Source organism: Streptomyces sp. GL_140 (genome assembly GCF_057834465.1).
Genome location: NZ_CM174404.1, coordinates 4392516 through 4411793, shown reverse-complemented (window position 1 = coordinate 4411793; position 19278 = coordinate 4392516). Strand labels below are relative to the sequence as shown.

Genomic DNA, 19278 nt, shown 5'->3' with positions numbered 1-19278 from the left:
TGGTATGTACGAGGAACCCGTCTCACCGAGCCTTAACGGAGCCGTCGCCATGGGGCACTACAAGTCGAATCTCCGCGACATCGAGTTCAACCTCTTCGAGGTGCTCGGACGCGACAAGCTGTACGGCACCGGCCCGTTCGGCGAGATGGACACCGACACCGCCAAGACCATCCTCAGCGAGATGACCAAGCTCTCGGAGAACGAGCTGGCCGCCTCCTTCGAGGACGCGGACCGCAACCCGCCTGTCTTCGACCCCACCACCAACACCGCGCCCGTCCCGGCGTCCTTCAAGAAGAGCTACAAGGCCTTCATGGACTCCGAGTACTGGCGCCTGGGCCTGCCCGAGGAGATCGGCGGCACCACCTCGCCGCGCTCCCTGATCTGGGCCTTCGCCGAGACGATCCTGGGTGCGAACCCGGCCGTGTGGATGTACTCCTCCGGCCCGGCGTTCGCCGGCATCCTCTTCGAAGAGGGCAACGAGGCGCAGAAGAAGGTCGCCCAGATCGCGGTCGAGAAGCGCTGGGGCTCCACCATGGTGCTGACCGAGCCGGACGCCGGCTCGGACGTGGGCGCCGGCCGCACCAAGGCGATCGAGCAGGCCGACGGCTCCTGGCACATCGAGGGCGTGAAGCGCTTCATCACGTCCGGTGAGCACGACATGGAGGAGAACATCCTCCACTACGTCCTCGCGCGCCCCGAGGGCCACGGCCCGGGCACGAAGGGGCTCTCCCTCTTCCTGGTGCCCAAGTTCGAGTTCGACTGGGAGACCGGCGAGCTGGGCGAGCGCAACGGCGTCTACGCGACGAACGTCGAGCACAAGATGGGCCTCAAGGCCTCCAACACGTGCGAGATGACCTTCGGCGACCAGCACCCCGCCAAGGGCTGGCTGATCGGCGACAAGCACGACGGCATCCGCCAGATGTTCATGATCATCGAGTTCGCCCGGATGATGGTCGGCACGAAGGCCATCGCCACGCTCTCGACGGGCTACCTGAACGCCCTGGAGTACGCCAAGGAGCGCGTGCAGGGTCCCGACCTGGCCAACTTCATGGACAAGTCGGCCCCCAAGGTCACCATCACGCACCACCCCGACGTGCGCCGCTCGCTGATGACGCAGAAGGCGTACGCCGAGGGCATGCGCGCCCTGGTCCTGTACACCGCCTCCGTCCAGGACGAGATCCAGGTCAAGCAGGCCGCGGGCGAGGACTCCTCCTCCCTGGTCGGCCTGAACGACCTGCTGCTCCCGATCGTGAAGGGCTACGGCTCGGAGAAGTCCTACGAGCAGCTCGCCCAGTCCCTGCAGACCTTCGGCGGCTCCGGCTACCTGCAGGAGTACCCGATCGAGCAGTACATCCGCGACGCCAAGATCGACACCCTCTACGAGGGCACCACGGCCATCCAGGGCCAGGACTTCTTCTTCCGGAAGATCGTCCGCGACCAGGGTGCTTCGCTGAACGTCCTCTCCGAGACGATCAAGAAGTTCCTCGCCGAGGGCGTGGGCGGCGAGGAGCTGGCCCCGGCCCGCGACGCGCTGGCCAAGGCCGCCGTCGATCTGGAGGCCATCGTCGGCCAGATGATCGTCGACCTCACCGCCACCGGCGAGGACGTCAAGAACATCTACAAGGTCGGCCAGAACACCACCCGCCTGCTGATGGCCTCGGGCGACGTGGTCGTCGGCTACCTGCTCCTCAAGGGCGCGGCCGTGGCCGCCGGGAAGCTGCCGGCCGCCTCCCCGAAGGACGTGGCGTTCTACACCGGCAAGATCGCGGCGGCGAAGTTCTTCGCCTCCCAGATCCTGCCCGGCGTCTCGGTCGCCCGCGCGCTCGCCGAGAGCGTCGACAACACCCTGATGGAGCTCGACGAGGCCGCGTTCTAGCCTCACGGGACCCTTGCGTACCGCTGCCCGCACGCGGCGCACGTACGCGCCGACGGCCGGACCCTCCCGCACGGGGGCCCGGCCGTCGGCCTGTGCGGGCCCGAGAACCCCGCACGGCGCGGAGCCCCCGCATCCCACAGCTCCGCCCCCGGCGGGACCTGCGGGGTTCCCGGGATGTCGGTGCTTCGTGGGACGCTCGTGGGTATGAGCCCACAGGAGCAGCAGCACGGCAGCAGGGGGTACTCCGTCCCGACCGGGCGGCCGTACGCCCTCAAGGAGCTGCAGGCGGCCGTGGGCAGCCTCGGCGACCACCTCCGGGAGCTCTACGACGGCGCCCACCCCACCGAGTACGAGTCCGTCGCCGACGCCCTCTACACCGCCTTCCAGACAGCCGCCGGGCTGGCCCCCGCCAAGAGCTACACGGGCTGCCCCGAGCACCCCAACGGCGCCCTCGACCCCGAGGCGCCCGAGGGCTGGGGCCGCTGCCTGATCTGCAACGACCGACGGCGCCTGGGCCTGCGCGCCCAGGGGGCCCGCGCGGCCGCCGCCGCCCCGCCCGCCGGGGAGCAGCGCCGGCTGGGCTATCCCGTGCCCGAGCCCCCGTACAACATGGACGCGCTGCTCGGCTGCCTGCGCGCGGTCGAGGAACGGCGGTTCCACCTGAGCCTGTCCTCGCCCCCCGAGGACTTCGTCGCGATGGCCGACGACCTGCACCGCGCCTTCATCGTGGCCCGCGAACTCTCCCGCCCCCGCAACGCCTCCGGCTGCTCCGAACACCCCGGAGCACCCATCGACCCCGACGCTCCTCCCGGAGAGGCCTGTATCTTCTGCGCCGGACGCAAAAGACGCGCACAGCGCTCCGCGCAGACCCCGGAGATGCTCCCGCGCATCCGCAGGGGCGAGCGCAGGCAGCTGCAGCGCCGCTTCGAGCGTCCGCCGGGCTGAAAGCCTCCAGGGCACAGGCCACAACCCTCGTGACCCCTACTCCGGCTATCCGCCGCAGTCCGGCCAAGACGAACACGACCGTCGTTAAGGTGAACCACATGAGCTCTCCCGCCGCCCGCTTCGACCGCGGCCACACCGACGACCTGATGGCCTTCCTGACGGCCAGTCCGTCGCAGTACCACGCCGTGGCCAACGCGGCCGAGCGGCTGGAGAAGGCCGGATTCAGGCAGTTGGCGGAAACGGACGCATGGGACGCGAGCACGGGGGGCAAGTTCGTGACCCGCGGCGGCGCGATCATCGCCTGGTACGTGCCCGAAGGCGCGGCCGCGCACACCCCGTTCCGGATCATCGGCGCCCACACCGACTCCCCGAACCTGCGCGTCAAGCCGCTGCCCGACACCGGCTCGCAGGGCTGGCGGCAGATCGCCGTCGAGATCTACGGCGGAACCCTCCTCAACACCTGGCTCGACCGCGACCTGGGCCTGGCCGGACGGCTGACCCTGCGCGACGGCACCGAACGGCTCGTCAACATCGACCGTGCGCTGATGCGCGTACCCCAACTCGCCGTCCACCTCGACCGGTCGGTGAACACCGACGGCCTCAAGCTCGACAAGCAGCGGCACATGCAGCCGATCTGGGGTCTGGGCGAGGTCCACGAGGGCGACCTGATCGCCTTCCTGGAAGAGGAGGAGGACCTGCCCCGCGGTTCCGTGGCGGGCTGGGACCTGATGGTCCATTCGATCGAGCCGCCCGCCTACCTTGGCCGCGACCGCGAGCTGCTGGCCGGCCCGCGCATGGACAACCTGCTGTCGGTGCACGCGGGCGTGGCGGCACTGGCCGCCGCCTCCACGGCGGACAACCTCTCGTACATCCCCGTACTGGCCGCCTTCGACCACGAGGAGAACGGCTCGCAGTCGGACACCGGCGCGGACGGACCGCTGCTGGGCAACGTGCTGGAACGTTCAGTCTTCTCGCGCGGCGGCTCCTACGAGGACCGCGCGCGGGCCTTCGCCGGCAGCATCTGCCTCTCCTCCGACACCGGCCACGCCGTGCACCCCAACTACGCGGAGCGGCACGACCCCTCGCACCACCCGCGCGCCAACGGCGGCCCGATCCTCAAGGTCAACGTCAACCAGCGCTACGCGACGGACGGCAGCGGGCGCGCGGTGTTCGTGGACGCCTGCGAGCGGGCCGGCGTGCCGTGGCAGACCTTCGTCTCGAACAACTCGATGCCCTGCGGCACGACGATCGGCCCGATCACGGCCGCCCGCCACGGCATCCAGACCGTCGACATCGGCGTCGCCATCCTCTCGATGCACAGCGCGCGCGAACTCTGCGGCGCGGACGACCCGTACCTCCTGGCGAACACCCTGGTGGCGTTCCTGGAGAGCTGAGACCTACCGGTCGGACGGCCGAAAGCCCGCACCGCCCGCCGCATCCCGGCGGAAGGTGCGGGCTTTCGGCCGGGTGGGTCGTTCCCGGGAGCACCGCCGTGTGACGAACCGGTGGTGACGCTCCGTCATGGTCTGCTGGGCTCCCGTCACGTCCGGCCGACAAGGAGAGTCCCGTGCTCCGCATGGACCGCACGCCCCGCAGACCCCGAACGCCGCGTATCGCAGGCACCCTGGGCATCGCCCTCGCCCTGCTCGCGTCCGCCCCCACCGCGACCGCCACGACCACGTCGCCGCCGCCGAAGCCCTCGTACTCCCTCACGGACCCGCGGATCGTCGCCCACTTCGACTTCCCGGCCGGGCAGACGCCGGAGAACATCGTCCTGGAGCCCGACGGCTCCGCCGACCTGACCTTCGCCATCGCCCGCCAGGTCGCCCGGGTCTCCCGGCACGGCGACACCGAGATCCTGGCGACCCTGCCCGCCGTCGCGAACCCGGCCACACCCCTGCTCGGCCTCGCGGTCGTCACCGGGATCGTGCGCACCCACGACGGGACGCTCTACGTCCCCTACCTCACCGGCACGGCCGTGACCGGCATCTACCGGATCACCCCGGACGGCGAGGTCTCCAAGTTCACCGACCTGCCCCCGAACGGCTTCGCCAACGGCCTCGCCCTCGACGAGCACCACGGCGTGCTCTACGCCGCCGACTCGGTCCTCGGCACGGTCTGGCGCATCTCCCTCGACGACGGCGAGGTGACCCCGTGGGCCACCGGCGCCGCCCTCGAACCGACCTCGTTCATCGGCGCCAACGGCATCAAGGTGCACGACCACGCGGTCTGGGTCTCCAACTACGACCGGGGCACGCTCCTGCGGATCCCGGTCCGCGAGGACGGATCTGCCGGGGCCGTGGCGGTCCGGGCCACCGGGCTGGCGGGGATCGACGACTTCGCCTTCCCCGGGCACGACGACACGGCCCTCGCCGCCCTGAACACCACCAGCCAGGTCGCCCTGGTGCGGCCCGACGGCACCCACAGCATCCTGCTGACCCCGCAGGACGGGCTGTCCAACCCCACGTCGGTGGCGATCCGCCACCACAAGGTCTACGTACCCAGCGCCGCCTTCCTCACGGGGCTCGACCCGAACCTCCTCCTCGCCCGCCTGGAGGGGGACGAGAAGGAGGACGGGCACGGGGACTGAGCCCGCGCCCTACGACGCGTCTTCGTCCATCCCCGCCAGGACCAGCGGCAGACGGCTCGTCCCCCCGGCGGTGACGCGGACCGGCACCCCCCAGTCCTGCTGGTGGACGTGGCAGGCCGGGTATTCGTTGGCCGGGTCGTCGTCGCAGGAGGCGGCCATCGCCGAGACGTGCAGGACGCCTTCGGTGAGCTCCGGATTGAGCCCGAGCTCCCGGAACAGGTCGGTCCCGGCCCCGTCCCCGGAGACCAGCAGCTCGGGCGGGGTCGAGGAGACCAGCAGGCGGGTGGAGGGCCCGTAGCGGGTGTCGAGCTTCTGGCCGGCCGGGGCCTGGAAGACGATGTCGAGGCGGAGCGTGCCGGGGGCCACCTCGGTCGCGGCCCGCTGCGTACGGTGGGCGACCGCGTCCACCCGTACCGCCTCCTCCGGGAGCCGCAGCCGGGTCAGCCGGTGCCGGGCGGACTCGACGACCACGATGTCCTCGCCGACGAGCACGGCGTCGCTGGGCTCGCGCAGATCGGTGGCGAGGGTGGTGACCTGGCCGGTGGCGGGGTCGTAGCGCCGCAGGGCGTGGTTGTACGTGTCGCACACCGCGACCGAGCCGTCGGGCAGGGCGGTGACGCCGAGCGGGTGCTGGAGCAGCGCCTGGGCGGCGTCGCCGTCGCGGTGCCCGAAGTCGAACAGTCCGGTGCCGACGGCGGTGGTGATCGCGTAGCCCCCGTCGTCCCCCTCCTCGTGCACGTACCGCAGGGCGCTGGTCTCGGAGTCGGCGATCCACAGCCGGTACTCGGTGGCCGCGAGGCCGGAGGGCTGGGCGAACCAGGCCTCGGCGGCCGGCCCGTCGTGCAGGCCCTCGTTGGTGGTCCCGGCGGCCAGGGCGACGGTGCCGCTCTCCGGGTCCCAGGTCCACAGCTGGTGGACGCCGGCCATGGCGATCCACACCCGCCCCCGCCACCAGGCCACGTCCCACGGCGACGACAGGTCCACCTCCAGGGCCGGCCCGGAGGTCGGGGACCCCTGCCACCACTGGCGGCCGGTCCCGGCGACGGTCTCGACGGCGCCGGTGGCGGGGTCGAACCGGCGCAGGGCGTGGTTCACGGTGTCGGCGACGACCACGGACCCGTCGGGCAGCAGCGCCAGCCCCTGGGGCTCGCTGAAGCTGTCAGCCGTGAAGCCGCGCTGCCCGCTGCCGATGCGCCGTACGACGCTCTCCCCGTCGGCGGCCAGCTCCACCAGCTGGTGCCGCGTCGAGTCGGAGACCAGGAGGTTCCCGGAGGGCAGCACGAGCGCCTTCCCGGGGAACCGCAGATCGCCCGCCACCGGCTCGGGAGCCACGTACGGCCCGTCACCGCGCCGCAGGGTCCCCTTGGCCTCGTGCTCCGCCTCCAGCTCCTCGACGAGCCGCTCGATGGCGTGCGCGTGCCCCTCACCGGCGTGCTGCGCGACGACGTACCCCTCGGGGTCGATCACGACGAGCGTGGGCCACGCGCGGACGGCGTACTGCTTCCAGGTCGCCAGCTCGGGGTCGTCGAGCACGGGGTGGTGCACCTCGTACCGCTCGACGGCATCGACGACGGCGGCGTGCTCGGCCTCGTGGACGAACTTCGGCGAGTGCACACCGATGATCACGACGGTGTCGCGGTGCTTCTCCTCGAGCTCGCGCAACTCGTCGAGGACGTGCAGGCAGTTCACACAGCAGAAGGTCCAAAAATCCAAGATCGCAACGCGTCCCCGCAGGTCGGCGAGAGTGAGCTCCTTGCCTCCGGTGTTCAGCCAGCCGCCCTTGCCGATCAGCTCGGGGGCACGGACACGGGCACGTCGGGGCGCGGGCGCGGGGGTGGGCGCCGGGGCAGCATCGTTCATTCTTCAAGCTTGCCATCCGGGTATGAACGCCGGATCACACGCTCACCTCCTGCTGCCGCAGTCGGCGCCGCCCACAAGATCTGGCAGCGCTCATCGCCGTCAAACCTTGCCCCGACCCTTCCCCGCCGGACCTCCACACGATCGATGGCCAGGCCGAGGCGTTCGCGCCTGCCCGCCGCGTCGTCGGCATCCCAGGCCTCGCGCAGAAGATCCGCGTTCAGGAGCGGCGAGATGTCCACGGACGGCGTCGGCATCCGCACCAGATCCGCACGCAACCCCTCAATCCGGTTTCGCAGGCGTCCAGCCAGTCGGTTGTAGCGATCGACGGCGTCTGTTCCGTTGAACTCTCCCCGTACGTACCTGGCCTCTTCCAAATCCGCCAAGCGGGCCCCTTCGTCACTAATTTCCGCCTCGATGGCATCCCGCTTGGCGAATACCTCCGGGTCTTCCTTCCGGACCAAGCGGTCCGCGATGACGGCGAGCAGCGGGTCCTGCGGCTCAAGCCCCGGGAGACGCGACAGGAACGCCCTTGTCACGTAGTCGTCAATGCTCTCGACTCGCGCGGACACCCCAGAGCATCCCCGCCCCATCCTGTGATTGGAGCACTGGTACGACGTGCCGGCCTTGCTCATTCGTGAGCCACACAGCCCGCAGCGCGCTATGCCGGTGAGCAGGGACTTGCCCTGCTTGTGGCCGTGGCGTTTCCCGGCCAGCGGGAACGTACGTGCTTCGAGCTGGCGGAGGATGAGTTCACGTTCCCCGACCGTGATGATCCCATCACCGACGCTGACCGTGTCCAGTGTCTCCGGGTCCCGGTAGGGAGTGACTCGATTCAGGTATTTCCGAGTCCCGTCCGCCTGCTCCTCGTACTCAGTCTGAGGCATGAGACCTGCGAAGGCCGGTGAGCGTAGGAGCTGCATGACACTGGACGAATTCCACTCACCTCCCCGAGCCGACTCCACCCCGTGCTCGTTCAGCAGCCGGGCGATGTGGACGAGCGCCTTCCCAGAGAGTGCTTCGTCAGCTATCAGACGGGCGTAGACGGCCGTCTCGGGGTCGTGCACGAGCTTCTTGGTCTGCGGATCGATCACGAGCCCGTAAGGCGGCTGCCCGCCGATCCACTGCCCTCTCTGGCGGAGGTAGCGCTTGGCGTTGCCAACTCGCAGCCCGAGATTGCGCGACTCGTTACGGGCGAGCTCAGCCAGCATCGTGATGGTTGTCCGTGCACTGTCGTTCTTCGTGTCGAGGCCGTCCATGACAGAGACCAGCCGGCCGCCAACCCGACTGAAATCGTCCAGCGCCTTGCCGACCTCACCGATCCCCTTGCGGGACAGACGGTCGAGCTTCCAGACGATCAGCACGCCGGCGACACCGGCCGTGACCGCTGTGATCGCCGCGTCGAAGCCCTTGCGGCTGACGTTCTTGTAGCCGGAGCGCCCACGGTCGATGTGGACCTTGCGGACGGTCAGCCCATTGCGTTCTGCCCACGCACGGCAGTCGGCTTCCTGACGGTCAATCGCTGTCTTGCCTTCCCGGTCCAGGGACAAGCGGAGGTAGAGGTCAGCTGTGGTGTGTTGGTGCACGTCCCCACGCTAGCGAGGAGTTCCCACATTGGTTCAGGAAATCCAATAATCCAGGATCAAGATCTGTCTTCGCAGGTCGGCCAGGGGACTGGGCCGCCCCGGCTCGGGGTACACCTCGGGCAAGCCGGCGCCGGGGGGCGCCGGGGCGTTGGGGGGCTGGGACCTATGGGGCAGAAGCTGCGGGCGGCATTGCCGTCGGTGCTGGCGGCCGTGGTGCTGGGGCTGGTGCTCTGGTACGGGTCGTACTACACCACCATCCTGGTGTGGGAGCTGCGCAAGCTCGTGGCCTGGCTGGCGGCGCCCCTGCTGCTCGCGGCGGCCATCGGGGTGCCGTGGGCACTGGTGAAGGCGGTCCGGCGGTGGCGCAGGCGCGATGCGAAGCCGGGCGGGGGCTCGGAGGTCGCGGACTGGGTGGCGGGGCTCGGCTGCGTGGTCGGGGTGGCCGGGCTGGCGCTCGCGATCTGGTGGCTGGTCTACGGCTCGTACCTCCAGGACCGCGCGTACATGCACGGCGTACAGGTCGTGACCGAGGCCGTGCCCGAGATGACGCCCAGGGCTCCGTACCTGGTCGGCAAGGCGCAGTCCGCGACCCACCTGGGCGATGTCACCGGGGAGATCTCCGACGTCACCTACCTGCCCGACTCGGACCGGTTCGCGACACTGGTCGAGCGGCGCGGATGGCTGTCCGGGTACGAGACCGCGCTCGTCCAGTACGTCCCGCTCGGCGGCAACAGCCGCACCCAGCAGCGCTGTTCCTTCGACACGGAGAAGGCGGACGCGCGGATCAGCGGCTGGTTCACGCACAACCTGGGCCGCAAGATATCGGCCAAGGAACGCGGGGTCCGCTTCGCCGCCGGCGACGTCTACGTGGTCTGCGACGGCGACACCCCGACCGTGGTCGTCCCCCTCAAGCGCCAGACCGGGTTCCTCGTCGTGACCGAACGGCCCGCCGGGGTCGCCCTCTACAACGGGCACACCGGAGAGCTAAAGATCACCACCGACACCGCTGGCGTGCCCGGCCCGACCTATCCGCTGAGCCTCGCGGGCCGCCAGCGCGAGGCGACCACCGCCGTCGGCAGCTTCGCGGACTGGTGGGCCGACCGCGGCGGCTGGGACGCGTCCGAGGACGGCACCAACGCGGGCAACGAGTCGGAGTTCACCCTCCAGTACCGCGACGGGAGCGGGCGCAGCGCGTACGTGACCCCGCTGACCCCGCAGGGCGAGGCCAGCTCGGTCGTGGCCGTGTCGTCCGTCCCGGCCCGCCAGAGCGGCGGCGGGCTCGCCCCGATGACCATCCACCGGCTCAATCCGGTGTGGTCCTCGCCGAAGGCGCTCGTCGCGCTGATCAAGGCCGAGTACCGGGACGTCTGCTGCTACAACGACGACCAGGTCTTCGAGGTCATCCCCACGGGCGGCAGCAACTGGACCTCCACCATCGGCAGCGAACAGAGCATCCGCTACCGCGTGGAGGGCCGGGGCCAGGTCGACGGCCGGGACGCGACCTGCCTGAAGGACGCCAACGGGGAGCTCATCCGGTGCGCGTACGCGGCTCCCGGCTCGCCGGAGGAGAAGGAACTCCAGCGCCGTGAGCAGGAGAAACAGAAACAGAAGGAGCAGAATCCGGGCGGCCCCGGCGCCGGCGACCTCACCGGCTACACCCCCGACCAGCTGGCCGAGCTGCAAAAACGGCTCTCCGAAGAGGTCACCCGGCGCCTCAAGGGCGGCTAGTCGGCGCCGCGTCAGCCGCAGACGAAGGAGTTCAGGGAGGCCACCAGGGCCGTCACGAACGATTCGCGGACGGGGGCCGGGAGCAGGTCCAGGGAGAGGTACGGGTTGAGGTCCTCCAGCTCGACCAGGAGGAGCTCCCCCGAGGGGGCGCGGCAGGCGTCCACGCGCTGGATGCCGTGCGCCAGGGTGTTCCAGTCGATGAAACCGCGGGCGAAGGCCAGGTCCGCCGGGGTGGGCTCGTAGGGGACGAGCTCCCAGCGGCGGGCCGGGTCCGGGGCGTACAGGGCGTACTGGAAGGAGTCGTCGACGAAGTAGAAGGACACCTCGTAGGCGAAGTCGATGCGCGGCTGGATCAGGAACTCCCCCGGTGCGCAGTCCGGGTGCGAGGTGAAGGTGAGCCCGATGGAGTCCGCGCCCGCCTTGGGCTTCACCGCGTACGAGGCCGAGGGCGGGAGCAGCCCGAGGTCCGCCGGGTCGTCGACGGTCGGGATGACCGGGTGGCCGGCCGCCGTCAGGTCCAGGAGGTACTGCTTGCCCGCCATGTCGCCCCGGCCGGTGAGCGGGTTGTAGACGGGGGTGCCGGCGGCGAGGGCGGCCGCGCGGAAGGAATCGTAGGCCTCCTGGTAGTGCAGGACGGGGCCGCTGTTGCGGATCACCACCGCGTCGAAGCCCGCCGGTATCAGGGCCTGTGCGTCCAGGGGGTGGCACAGGGCCAGCGGGAAGTGCTCGCGCAGCCGCGAGGTGAGGAAGACGTCCTCGTCGCCGTAGCGGCGGCCGCGCGCCGGGTACGCCAGATCGGTCACGTAGAGGAGAGGCATAGCGGCAACCTATCGCGGGAAGCGATGACGGCATGAAATACCTGGTACGGGACAAAGTGCTGGCCCTCGGCGACGACTACTGGATCGAGGACCAGGACGGCCGCCACGCCTTCCTCGTCGACGGCAAGGCCCTGCGGCTGCGGGACACCCTGGAGCTGAAGGACCCCGACGGGCAGATCCTGATCACGCTGCGGGAGAAGTGGTTCGCCTTCCGCGACGCGATGACCCTGGAGCGGGACGACCGGCGGCTCGCGGTGATCCGCAAGAAGCGGTTCTCGCTGCTGCGCAACCACTACCTCGTGACCCTCAACGAGGGCACCGAGCTGGACATCAGCGGCCGGATCCTGGACCGGGAGTTCAAGGTCGAGTACGACGGCGAGCTGCTCGCCCTGATCTCCCGCCAGTGGTACCGGGTCCGCGAGACCTACGCGGTCGACGTGATCCGGGAGGACGCGGACGCGGCGCTGCTGCTCGCCGTCGCCGTGTGCGTGATCCGGATGGCCGAGAAGGAGCGCGAGGGCGACGGCGACGAGGACTGACGGGCCACAGGGCCCACCAGGCCTACAGCCCCAGGCGGCGGTCCTTCAGGGCCGGGAACTGCTCGCGGGTCAGGGCGACCTTCGCCGGGTCGAGGTCCACGGTCAGGACGTCCTCCCCCGGGCCCGCCTCCGCGAGGACCTCGCCCCACGGGTCCACGACCAGGCTGTGCCCGGCCTGCTCCACGCCGGCGTGGGTGCCCGCCAGCCCGCAGGCGAGCACGTACGACTGGTCCTCGACGGCCCGCGCGCGGTTCAGGAGGGTCCAGTGGGCGCGGCGGCGGGCCGGCCAGCCCGCGGCCACGACCATCGTGGTCGCCCCGGCGTCGACCAGTCCGCGGAACAGCTCGGGGAAGCGCAGGTCGTAGCAGGTGGCGATGCCGAGCGTCTGCTCCGGCAGCTCCACGGTGGTCAGGGAGTCGCCCGCGGACATCAGGACGGCCTCGCCCTGGTCGAATCCGAAGCGGTGGATCTTGCGGTACGTGGCCGCGAGCTCGCCCGTCGGGGAGAGGACGAGCGCGGTGTTGTAGAGCGAGCCGTCGCCCGCCCGCTCCACGACGGAACCGGCGTGCAGCCAGACCCCCGCATCGCGGGCCGCCTTGGACATGGCCTCATAGGTGGGGCCGTCCAGGGGTTCGGCCTCTGTCTCGAACTGCTCGTAGGAAAAGGCCCCTACGGTCCACAGTTCGGGCAGGACGACAAGATCCGAGGAGGACTGGTCGCGCACGAGCTCGGCGGCCCGGGAGCGGCGGGAAGCCACCGACTCCCCCTCGTTCACCGCGATTTGGATCAGGGAAGCGCGCACAGTACCACCGTCCTGGCATTCAAGCCGTCAACTCGGGCCTACGATCGTCACACGAAAGCACTGCCGGGGTGCTCACCGGCAGCGTAGTTTTGAAGCCATTGCACAAGCTTCCAGAACGCGCCAACGCGCCAATGAACAGCACGCGAGGGGTCCCGTTGACCGTCCAGCCGCATCCCAGTCTTCAGCCCTATGCCGACGCGTGGACGCACTCCATCGAGGCGATATCCGAGCTGGTCCTTCCCTTGACGGAGGGCGAGTGGAGCCGGGCGACGCCGTGCCCCAACTGGTCCGTGCGCGATGTGGTGTCGCACATCATCGGCATCGAGTGCGAGCAGCTCGGCGACCCGCGGCCGATCCACACCCTGCCGCGGGACCTGCGGCACGTGGTCGACGAGTTCAGCCGCTACATGGAGGTCCAGGTCGACGTACGGCGCCACCACACGGCGCCGGAGATGACCTCGGAGCTGGAGTACACGATCATCCGCCGCTCCCGCCAGCTGCGGAACGAGAAGCGGGAGCCGGACGCCATGGTGCGCGGGCCGCTGGGCGAGCCGGCGACGCTGGAGCACTCGCTGAGGCTGCGCGCCTTCGACGTGTGGATGCACGAGCAGGACCTGCGGGCGGCGCTGGGGGTGCCGGGGAACTGGGACTCGCCCGGCGCCCACGTGGCGCGCGACATCCTGCTGGCCGGGCTGCCGAAGGTGGTCGCCAAGAAGGCCGGGGCGCCCGCGAACTCGGCCGTGGTCATCGATGTGCACGGGGCGCTGGAGTTCATGCGGACCGTACGGGTGGACGCGGACGGGCGGGGCACGATCGACAAGGCCCCGTCGCTGGGCCCGGCGGTGACGCTGACCCTGGACTGGGAGACGTACGTACGGCTCGCGGGCGGGCGGGTGCGGCCGCACACCGTCGCCGACCGGGTGAAGGTCGAGGGCGACCAGGCGCTGGCCGAGGCCATCCTGGCCCACTTCTCCGTGACGCCGTAGCCGGGCGGGCCTCCCCGCGCCGCCCTGTCCCCGCGGCCCCGCCCGGGGTCCCCGGAGCTCAGGAGCGTGCCGGGACGGAACCGGTCCCGGCAGTGATCACTGCCGTGGCCGCTGCCGGCGCCGACAGGGCGACGCTGGTGCGCTCCCGCTCGCGGGACAGCGCCCGGCCGCGCAGGCGCAGGATCTGGCTGATGCCCAGCAGTTCCAGGACGAAGACCGAGGAGAACGCGATCCGGTAGTCGTCGCCGGTGGCATCGAGCAGCAGCCCCACCACCAGCAAGGTGGTCATGGAGGCAATGAATCCGCCCATGTTGGTGATCCCGGAGGCGGTGCCCTGACGCTCCGCCGGATTGGCCGGGCGGGCGAAGTCGAAGCCGATCATCGAGGCCGGACCGCACATGCCGAGCACCAGGCAGAGGCAGACCAGCAGCCACATCGGCGCATGGTCCCCCGGATAGGCCAGGACCGAGCCCCACATCAGCGCGGTCAGGGCGACCGTGCCCAGGGCGAGCGGGATCCGCGAGGACTGCCTGCGGCCCACGATCTGCCCGTAGACCAGGCCCAGCGCCATGTTCGAGGCGACGATGAGCGTGAGCAGCCCGCCCGCCGTGGTCCGCGACAGCCCCTGCGCCTCGACCAGGAACGGCATGCCCCACAGCAGCAGGAACACCATCGCCGGGAACTGCGTCGTGAAGTGCACCCACAGACCGAGCTTGGTGCCCGGTTCCTTCCAGGAGTCCGCGATCTGGCGCCGTACGAATCCGCCGGCGGCGGCCGCGGGCCGCGGCAGCGGCTCGTGGCCCTCGGGGTGGTCGCGCAGGAACAGCACGAGCGGGACCAGGACGACCAGCCCCGCCACCGCGCTGCCCGCGAACGCCGGCACCCAGCCGATCCCGTGCAGTACGGGCGCCAGCACCAGGGTGGAGACCAGGTTGCCCGCCATTCCCACCAGCCCGGCCAGCTGCGCCATCAGCGGTCCGCGGCGGGCCGGGAACCAGCGGGTGCCCAGCCGCAGCACGGAGATGAAGGTCATGGCGTCCCCGCAGCCCAGCAGGGCGCGGGCGGCCAGGGCCATCCCGTAGGAGGGGGAGAGCGCGAAGCCGATCTGTCCGGCGGTGAAGAGCACGGCGCCGAGGGTGAGCACCTTCTTGGTGCCGAGCCGGTCCACCATCAGGCCGACGGGTATCTGCATGCCCGCGTAGACCAGGAGCTGGAGCAGGGAGAACGTGGACAGCGCGGAGGCGTTCACGTGGAAGCGGTCGGCGGCCTCCAGGCCGGCGACGCCGAGGCTGGTGCGGAAGATGACGGCGACGAAGTAGACGGCCACGCCGATCGACCAGACGAGCACCGCCTTGCGGCCGCCCGGCGGGTCCTTGGGGACCGGGACCGGGAGCGGGACCTGGACCTGCGCGGGCACGGGCGCGGGAACGGGCGCGGAGCTCATCGGGAGGACCCCCGCACCAGCTCCGCGACCCGGCCCACGTGGGCCCGTACCGCCGCGGCGGCCGTATCGGCCTCGCCCGTGCGCAGGGCGTCGAGGATCTCCGTGTGCTCGGCGAGGGTCCGCTCCACCCGGTCGGGGTGCGCGTGGAGCAGGGCGACGCCCATGCGCAGCTGGCGGTCGCGCAGCTGGTCGTAGAGGCGGCACAGGATCTGGTTGCCGGCGTTGCGCACGATCTCCGCGTGGAAGGCCCGGTCGGCGGCCATCATCGCCGAGAGCTCGCCCGCGGCTCCGAGGCGGCGCTGCTCCTCGATCAGTTCGGCGAGCCGGTCCAGCAGGCCGGGCGGGGCGGGCACGGCCTTGCGGACGGTGAACTCCTCGACCAGCAGCCGGGTTTCGATCACGTCGGCGATCTCCTGCGCGGAGACCGGCAGGACCAGGGCGCCCTTCTTCGGGTACAGCTTCAGCAGCCCCTCGGTTTCGAGGCGCAGCAGCGCCTCGCGGACCGGGGTGCGCGAGACGCCGACCGCGAGGGCGAGCTCGCCCTCCGTCAGCAGGACCCCGCCCTCGTAGCGCCGGTCGAGGACGCCTTCCTTGACGTGCTGGTAGACGCGCTCGGCGGCGGTCGCGGTGGGGGGTGCGGTCGGTGCGGTGCTGGTCCCGGATGGCATGCGCACAGCATAGATACAACAGAGGTGCAAGCTGGACGCGGTCCACGATGTGGACCTTCGTCACGGCCTCGCGGCTTCACGACACCACGACGTCCAGGACGAACTCGTCCAGCGGAGCCTCGTCCGGATACGGCGGGCGCACCTGCGCGAAGCGGATCCGGGCCCGGCCGACCGCGCGCCCGCGCACGACGTATACGCGCTCTACGGTCGCCCCGGGCGCCAGCGCGCCGGACGGACCTTCCGACCCTCCCGGCCCTTCCGACACCGAGATCGCGTCCGCGGCGCCCGTCACCCGCCAGGTCCAGACGTAGCCGCGCGCGCCGCGGCCGGTGAGCCGCAGCTCGTACGGTTCACCGGGCGCGAGCGTCACCTCACGGACCTCCACGCGGGCTCCTCTCCGGTCTCCGGCAAGGGGTCAGGCCGGGGGTCAGGCCGGGCCGATCACGGCCCCCTCGTGCCAGCCCGAGCCGTCGCGCCAGTAGTGCTGGAGCAGCCGGTCGGTGCGCAGGACGATCACCTCCAGGTTGAACCCGAAACTGCCCTGGAGCATCCCGGTGACCGCGAGCACGTCGTGGCCGAAGACCGCCGAGCGCTGCCAGGAGGCGCCCGAGGCGTTGCCCCGCCACCAGTGCTCGACGCGGCCGTCCCCGCCGGTCACGCACAGTTCGTAGTTCCCGGCGGTGTCCTCGTCGGCCGCCCCGTACTGCGATTCGACCAGGCAGGGCGCGGAGGTGATCCCGCTGCCGAAGATCTCGCCGGGGCGCCAGACGAACCCGTTCGGGTCGTCGCGCCACCACAGCTGCATCCGGCCGTCCGTACGGGTGGCGACCAGGTCGAGGTGGCGGGAGCGGGTCTGGATCAGGGCCGGGCCGTAGTGGGCGATGCCGGAGGCGAAGCGGCCGCCGTCGTTCCAGGTCCAGGGCGCGCCGTTGATCCGCCACCAGTGGTTGAGGCGGCCGTCGGCGGTGCGGACCACCACCTCGAAGTTGCCCGGGGCCCCGTAGTCGCTCTGGATGAAGGCCGGGGTCGAGCCGACCGCCGCGTCACCCGGGCCGAAGGCGCCGCCGTCGCGCCAGGCGCCGCCGGACTGCTCGTAGTACCAGTGGCGCAGCCGGCCGCCGGTGGTGACGTGGAGGGACTCCATGTTCCGGTTGTAGGTGGTCCCGGTGAAGGCGGGCTGGCCCGAGGCATCGGAGCCGTAGGTCCGGGCGCGGGCCCAGGGGAAGGGGGCGTCGCCCTCGCGCCACCAGTGCTGGAGCCCTCCGGCGTCCCTCCCCGCCAGGGCCGCCATCTCGAAGTTGCGGTGGGCGCGGCCGTTGCCGCTCTCGTAGACGTTGCCGGTGTGCAGGCGGCGCTTGCTCCAGGGGTCGATGTTGGTGCCCTGCAGACCGCACTTGGCCCAGTGGTCGATCCGCACCTCGCCGTACGCAATGCGGCCGTAGCCGCCGACGTGGAAGCCGGGCCCCCAGGAGTTCTTGAACAGCCAGCAGCCGGCCGCGTCGTCGTAGCCGACGACCAGGACGCAGTGGCCGCCCGCCAGGCGGTCGCTGGTGCGGTGGTAGACGCCGGAGCCGAGGCCGAAGAAATCGTCGTACACGTCGAAACAGGCGGTCAGCGGACCGACCGTGTCGAGCCACACCTTCTGCTGCTCCACGTCGCCGAGCCGCACGTGCTCGGGGATCCGGACGGTACGGCCCGACCGGTCCCAGCTCGGGGTGTACTCGGCCCGCCAGGCGTCGAGCCGGTCGGCCGGGGTGCCGGGCGGGGGCGGGGAGTACGGCCAGCAGCCCGGGTCGGCGAGCCCGCCGTTGGTCCTGACCCAGTCCAGGGCGGACTCGGGACTGCCCGTCTGCCCGCAGGGGGCCCGCAGCCCGTCGTGGACGTCCCCCTCCGACCGCTCAGCCCACACGTGGTGCTCGATGCGGGCCATCGACTCGACCAGCCCGGTCGCCCCGAACGCCCAGCAGGAGCTGCACGGGTTCTGGTCCTTGACCTTGGTGATCCAGGGCCACCCCCAGCGGCTGCGCCAGTCGACGGCGGCGGGGCGGGCGGACTCGGGGGCGGGACGGGCGGGACCGCCCGCCCGGGCCTCCCCCGCCTCCCCTGTCACCCCCGCCTCTGAAGTCGTCAGCAGGCCGTGCGCCGCCCTGCGCCGGGTGAGGTGCGGATTGCCGCTCGGCCGTCCTACGAGCTCCCGCAGATCCACGGCCGGCGCGGCCGCGGCGGGCGTGAGGCCGGCCCCCGGCCCCAGGCCCAGCGAGGGCCTCGGGACCGGATCCCCGTCGGCGAGATGTTCGCTGACGGACCACCGCGCCCCGTAGGCCACGAGCTGCGCACGCAACTCCCCCGCCGTCTGGACGTGCTGCCCCGACTGCTCCGGCATTCCGGCCCCCCAAGCCACCCGTACGGATCCGAGCCCCGGGAGCGTCCACCTGGCCGGAGGGCGCGTCAAGGGGGTCCGTACGGTCGCGCGGCGGCACGGCGGTCGCACGCGGTCGTACGCGGTCGCGCGCGGCGGGCCCGCCGGACCGGCCGCGCGCCGCCGGACGCCGGGCCGGTGCGCCGCGACCGCCCGCGTCGGTCCTACTCGACCGGCAGCCCCGGAACCGGCAGGGCGGGCGCCGGGACCGGCAGGGCCGGAGCCGGGACCGGCAGCGACGGGAGGCCGGGGAGGCCGGCGCCGGTGAGCAGGGCGACCACGGCGGCGACCAGGTTGGTCACGACGTCGGTGGCCTTGGCCTTGGCGTCGGTGGAACAGCCGCACGGACCGGCGGACTTGGTGAGACCGTCCACGGAGGCCTTGAGCTTGTCGATCGCGCCGGTGGCCAGGTCCAGCGGCCCGTCGGCCTTGGCCTTGGCCCTGACCGGGGCGGAGACGGGGAGGGCCACGGGAGGTACGGCGGGCAGGGCCACGGGCAGCTTGGGCGCCTCCACGGGCAGCTTCGGGGCGTCCACCGGGAGCTTGGGCGCGTCGACGGGCAGCTTCGGCGCATCCACCGGGAGCTTCGGCACGTCGACCGGCAGCTTCGGCACGTCCACCGGCGGGACCGGCACCGGCAGGGCCGGGGCGGCGGGCAGGGTCTTCTTCAGCTCCGCGACCGCCGCGTCGATCTTCTCCTTGAAGGCGGCGAGGTCCGCCTCCGGGAGCTTGCCGTCAGGGGACTTGAGCACCGCGGCCAGCAAGTCCGTCACGGGTTTGAGCAGTCCGGCGACGCCGCCCAGCGACTGCACCTGCGCGAGCAGGGCCTCGGTGCCCGGGATCGCCTTCTCCGCGGCCACGGAAGAGGCGGCGGCCGCCGGCTTCCCGGGAGCGGAGGCGGCGCCCGCGAGGCCGGGGGACGCGGCCAGCAGGGTCAGGCAGAGGGCGGCGGGGACGGTGTAGCGCGTGATGCGGAGCAACGTGTCTCTCCTGTCGAGAGCGAGCGGGCGGGCACGTGGG

Annotated in this window: 16 protein-coding genes; 7 read left to right on the top strand and 9 right to left on the bottom strand. The window is 71.5% G+C overall.

The window, feature by feature from the left end; translation table 11 throughout:
• The first annotated feature begins 49 nt into the window (after window positions 1-49).
• The 4 genes from AC3IYJ_RS20570 (at window position 50) to AC3IYJ_RS20555 (ending at window position 5411) form a co-directional block, all read left to right on the top strand.
• Window positions 50-1876, top strand: a complete 1827-nt coding sequence (locus AC3IYJ_RS20570; RefSeq protein WP_489396245.1) for an acyl-CoA dehydrogenase — start codon at window positions 50-52, stop codon at window positions 1874-1876.
• A gap of 204 nt (window positions 1877-2080) precedes the next feature.
• Entirely contained in the window at window positions 2081-2821 is a 741-nt protein-coding gene (locus AC3IYJ_RS20565; protein WP_489396244.1) for a hypothetical protein, read from the top strand.
• 98 nt (window positions 2822-2919) lie between these two features.
• A complete protein-coding gene (locus AC3IYJ_RS20560; protein ID WP_489396243.1) occupies window positions 2920-4215 on the top strand; it encodes a M18 family aminopeptidase in 1296 nt (431 codons plus the stop codon).
• A 182-nt stretch (window positions 4216-4397) separates the two neighbouring features.
• On the top strand, window positions 4398-5411 hold the full coding sequence (locus AC3IYJ_RS20555) for an NHL repeat-containing protein (protein WP_489402873.1): 1014 nt from the start codon (window positions 4398-4400) through the stop codon (window positions 5409-5411).
• A gap of 9 nt (window positions 5412-5420) precedes the next feature.
• Here AC3IYJ_RS20555 and AC3IYJ_RS20550 read toward each other — a convergent pair whose 3' ends face one another.
• Together AC3IYJ_RS20550 and AC3IYJ_RS20545 are read right to left on the bottom strand one after the other, a co-directional pair.
• A complete protein-coding gene (locus tag AC3IYJ_RS20550; protein WP_489396242.1) occupies window positions 5421-7271 on the bottom strand; it encodes an NHL domain-containing thioredoxin family protein in 1851 nt (616 codons plus the stop codon).
• A complete protein-coding gene (locus AC3IYJ_RS20545) occupies window positions 7268-8854 on the bottom strand; it encodes a recombinase family protein (RefSeq protein WP_489396241.1) in 1587 nt (528 codons plus the stop codon). The genes AC3IYJ_RS20550 and AC3IYJ_RS20545 overlap by 4 nt, the downstream gene beginning before the upstream one ends.
• A 165-nt stretch (window positions 8855-9019) precedes the next feature.
• Here AC3IYJ_RS20545 and AC3IYJ_RS20540 point away from each other — a divergent pair, with 165 nt between their 5' ends.
• Window positions 9020-10582: a hypothetical protein gene (locus AC3IYJ_RS20540; RefSeq protein ID WP_489396240.1), complete on the top strand. Its 1563-nt coding sequence runs from the start codon at window positions 9020-9022 to the stop codon at window positions 10580-10582.
• Window positions 10583-10593: 11 nt separating this feature from the next.
• Here AC3IYJ_RS20540 and AC3IYJ_RS20535 read toward each other — a convergent pair whose 3' ends face one another.
• Complete coding sequence (locus AC3IYJ_RS20535; RefSeq protein ID WP_489396239.1) at window positions 10594-11400, bottom strand: ATP-grasp domain-containing protein; 807 nt, start codon at window positions 11398-11400, stop codon at window positions 10594-10596.
• Window positions 11401-11432: 32 nt separating this feature from the next.
• Between AC3IYJ_RS20535 and AC3IYJ_RS20530 the strand changes: the two genes are divergently transcribed.
• Window positions 11433-11939, top strand: a complete 507-nt coding sequence (locus tag AC3IYJ_RS20530) for an LURP-one-related/scramblase family protein (protein WP_489396238.1) — start codon at window positions 11433-11435, stop codon at window positions 11937-11939.
• A 22-nt stretch (window positions 11940-11961) separates the two neighbouring features.
• Here AC3IYJ_RS20530 and AC3IYJ_RS20525 read toward each other — a convergent pair whose 3' ends face one another.
• Window positions 11962-12741, bottom strand: a complete 780-nt coding sequence (locus tag AC3IYJ_RS20525; protein WP_489396237.1) for a carbon-nitrogen family hydrolase — start codon at window positions 12739-12741, stop codon at window positions 11962-11964.
• A 155-nt stretch (window positions 12742-12896) separates the two neighbouring features.
• Here AC3IYJ_RS20525 and AC3IYJ_RS20520 point away from each other — a divergent pair, with 155 nt between their 5' ends.
• Complete coding sequence (locus AC3IYJ_RS20520) at window positions 12897-13727, top strand: maleylpyruvate isomerase family mycothiol-dependent enzyme (protein ID WP_489396236.1); 831 nt, start codon at window positions 12897-12899, stop codon at window positions 13725-13727.
• Between the two features lie 58 nt (window positions 13728-13785).
• Here the strand turns inward: AC3IYJ_RS20520 and AC3IYJ_RS20515 are convergent, their stop codons facing one another.
• From AC3IYJ_RS20515 to AC3IYJ_RS20495, 5 genes are all read right to left on the bottom strand, one after another.
• Window positions 13786-15171, bottom strand: coding sequence for an MFS transporter (locus tag AC3IYJ_RS20515; RefSeq protein WP_489396235.1), 1386 nt, complete (start codon window positions 15169-15171; stop codon window positions 13786-13788).
• Entirely contained in the window at window positions 15168-15839 is a 672-nt protein-coding gene (locus AC3IYJ_RS20510) for a GntR family transcriptional regulator (protein WP_489396234.1), read from the bottom strand. Before AC3IYJ_RS20510 ends, AC3IYJ_RS20515 begins: the two co-directional genes overlap by 4 nt.
• A gap of 76 nt (window positions 15840-15915) precedes the next feature.
• Window positions 15916-16224: a protease inhibitor I42 family protein gene (locus tag AC3IYJ_RS20505; RefSeq protein WP_489396233.1), complete on the bottom strand. Its 309-nt coding sequence runs from the start codon at window positions 16222-16224 to the stop codon at window positions 15916-15918.
• Between the two features lie 42 nt (window positions 16225-16266).
• Window positions 16267-18222, bottom strand: coding sequence for a C1 family peptidase (locus AC3IYJ_RS20500; protein ID WP_489396232.1), 1956 nt, complete (start codon window positions 18220-18222; stop codon window positions 16267-16269).
• 200 nt (window positions 18223-18422) lie between these two features.
• On the bottom strand, window positions 18423-19238 hold the full coding sequence (locus tag AC3IYJ_RS20495) for a hypothetical protein (RefSeq protein WP_489396231.1): 816 nt from the start codon (window positions 19236-19238) through the stop codon (window positions 18423-18425).
• Window positions 19239-19278 lie beyond the last annotated feature (40 nt).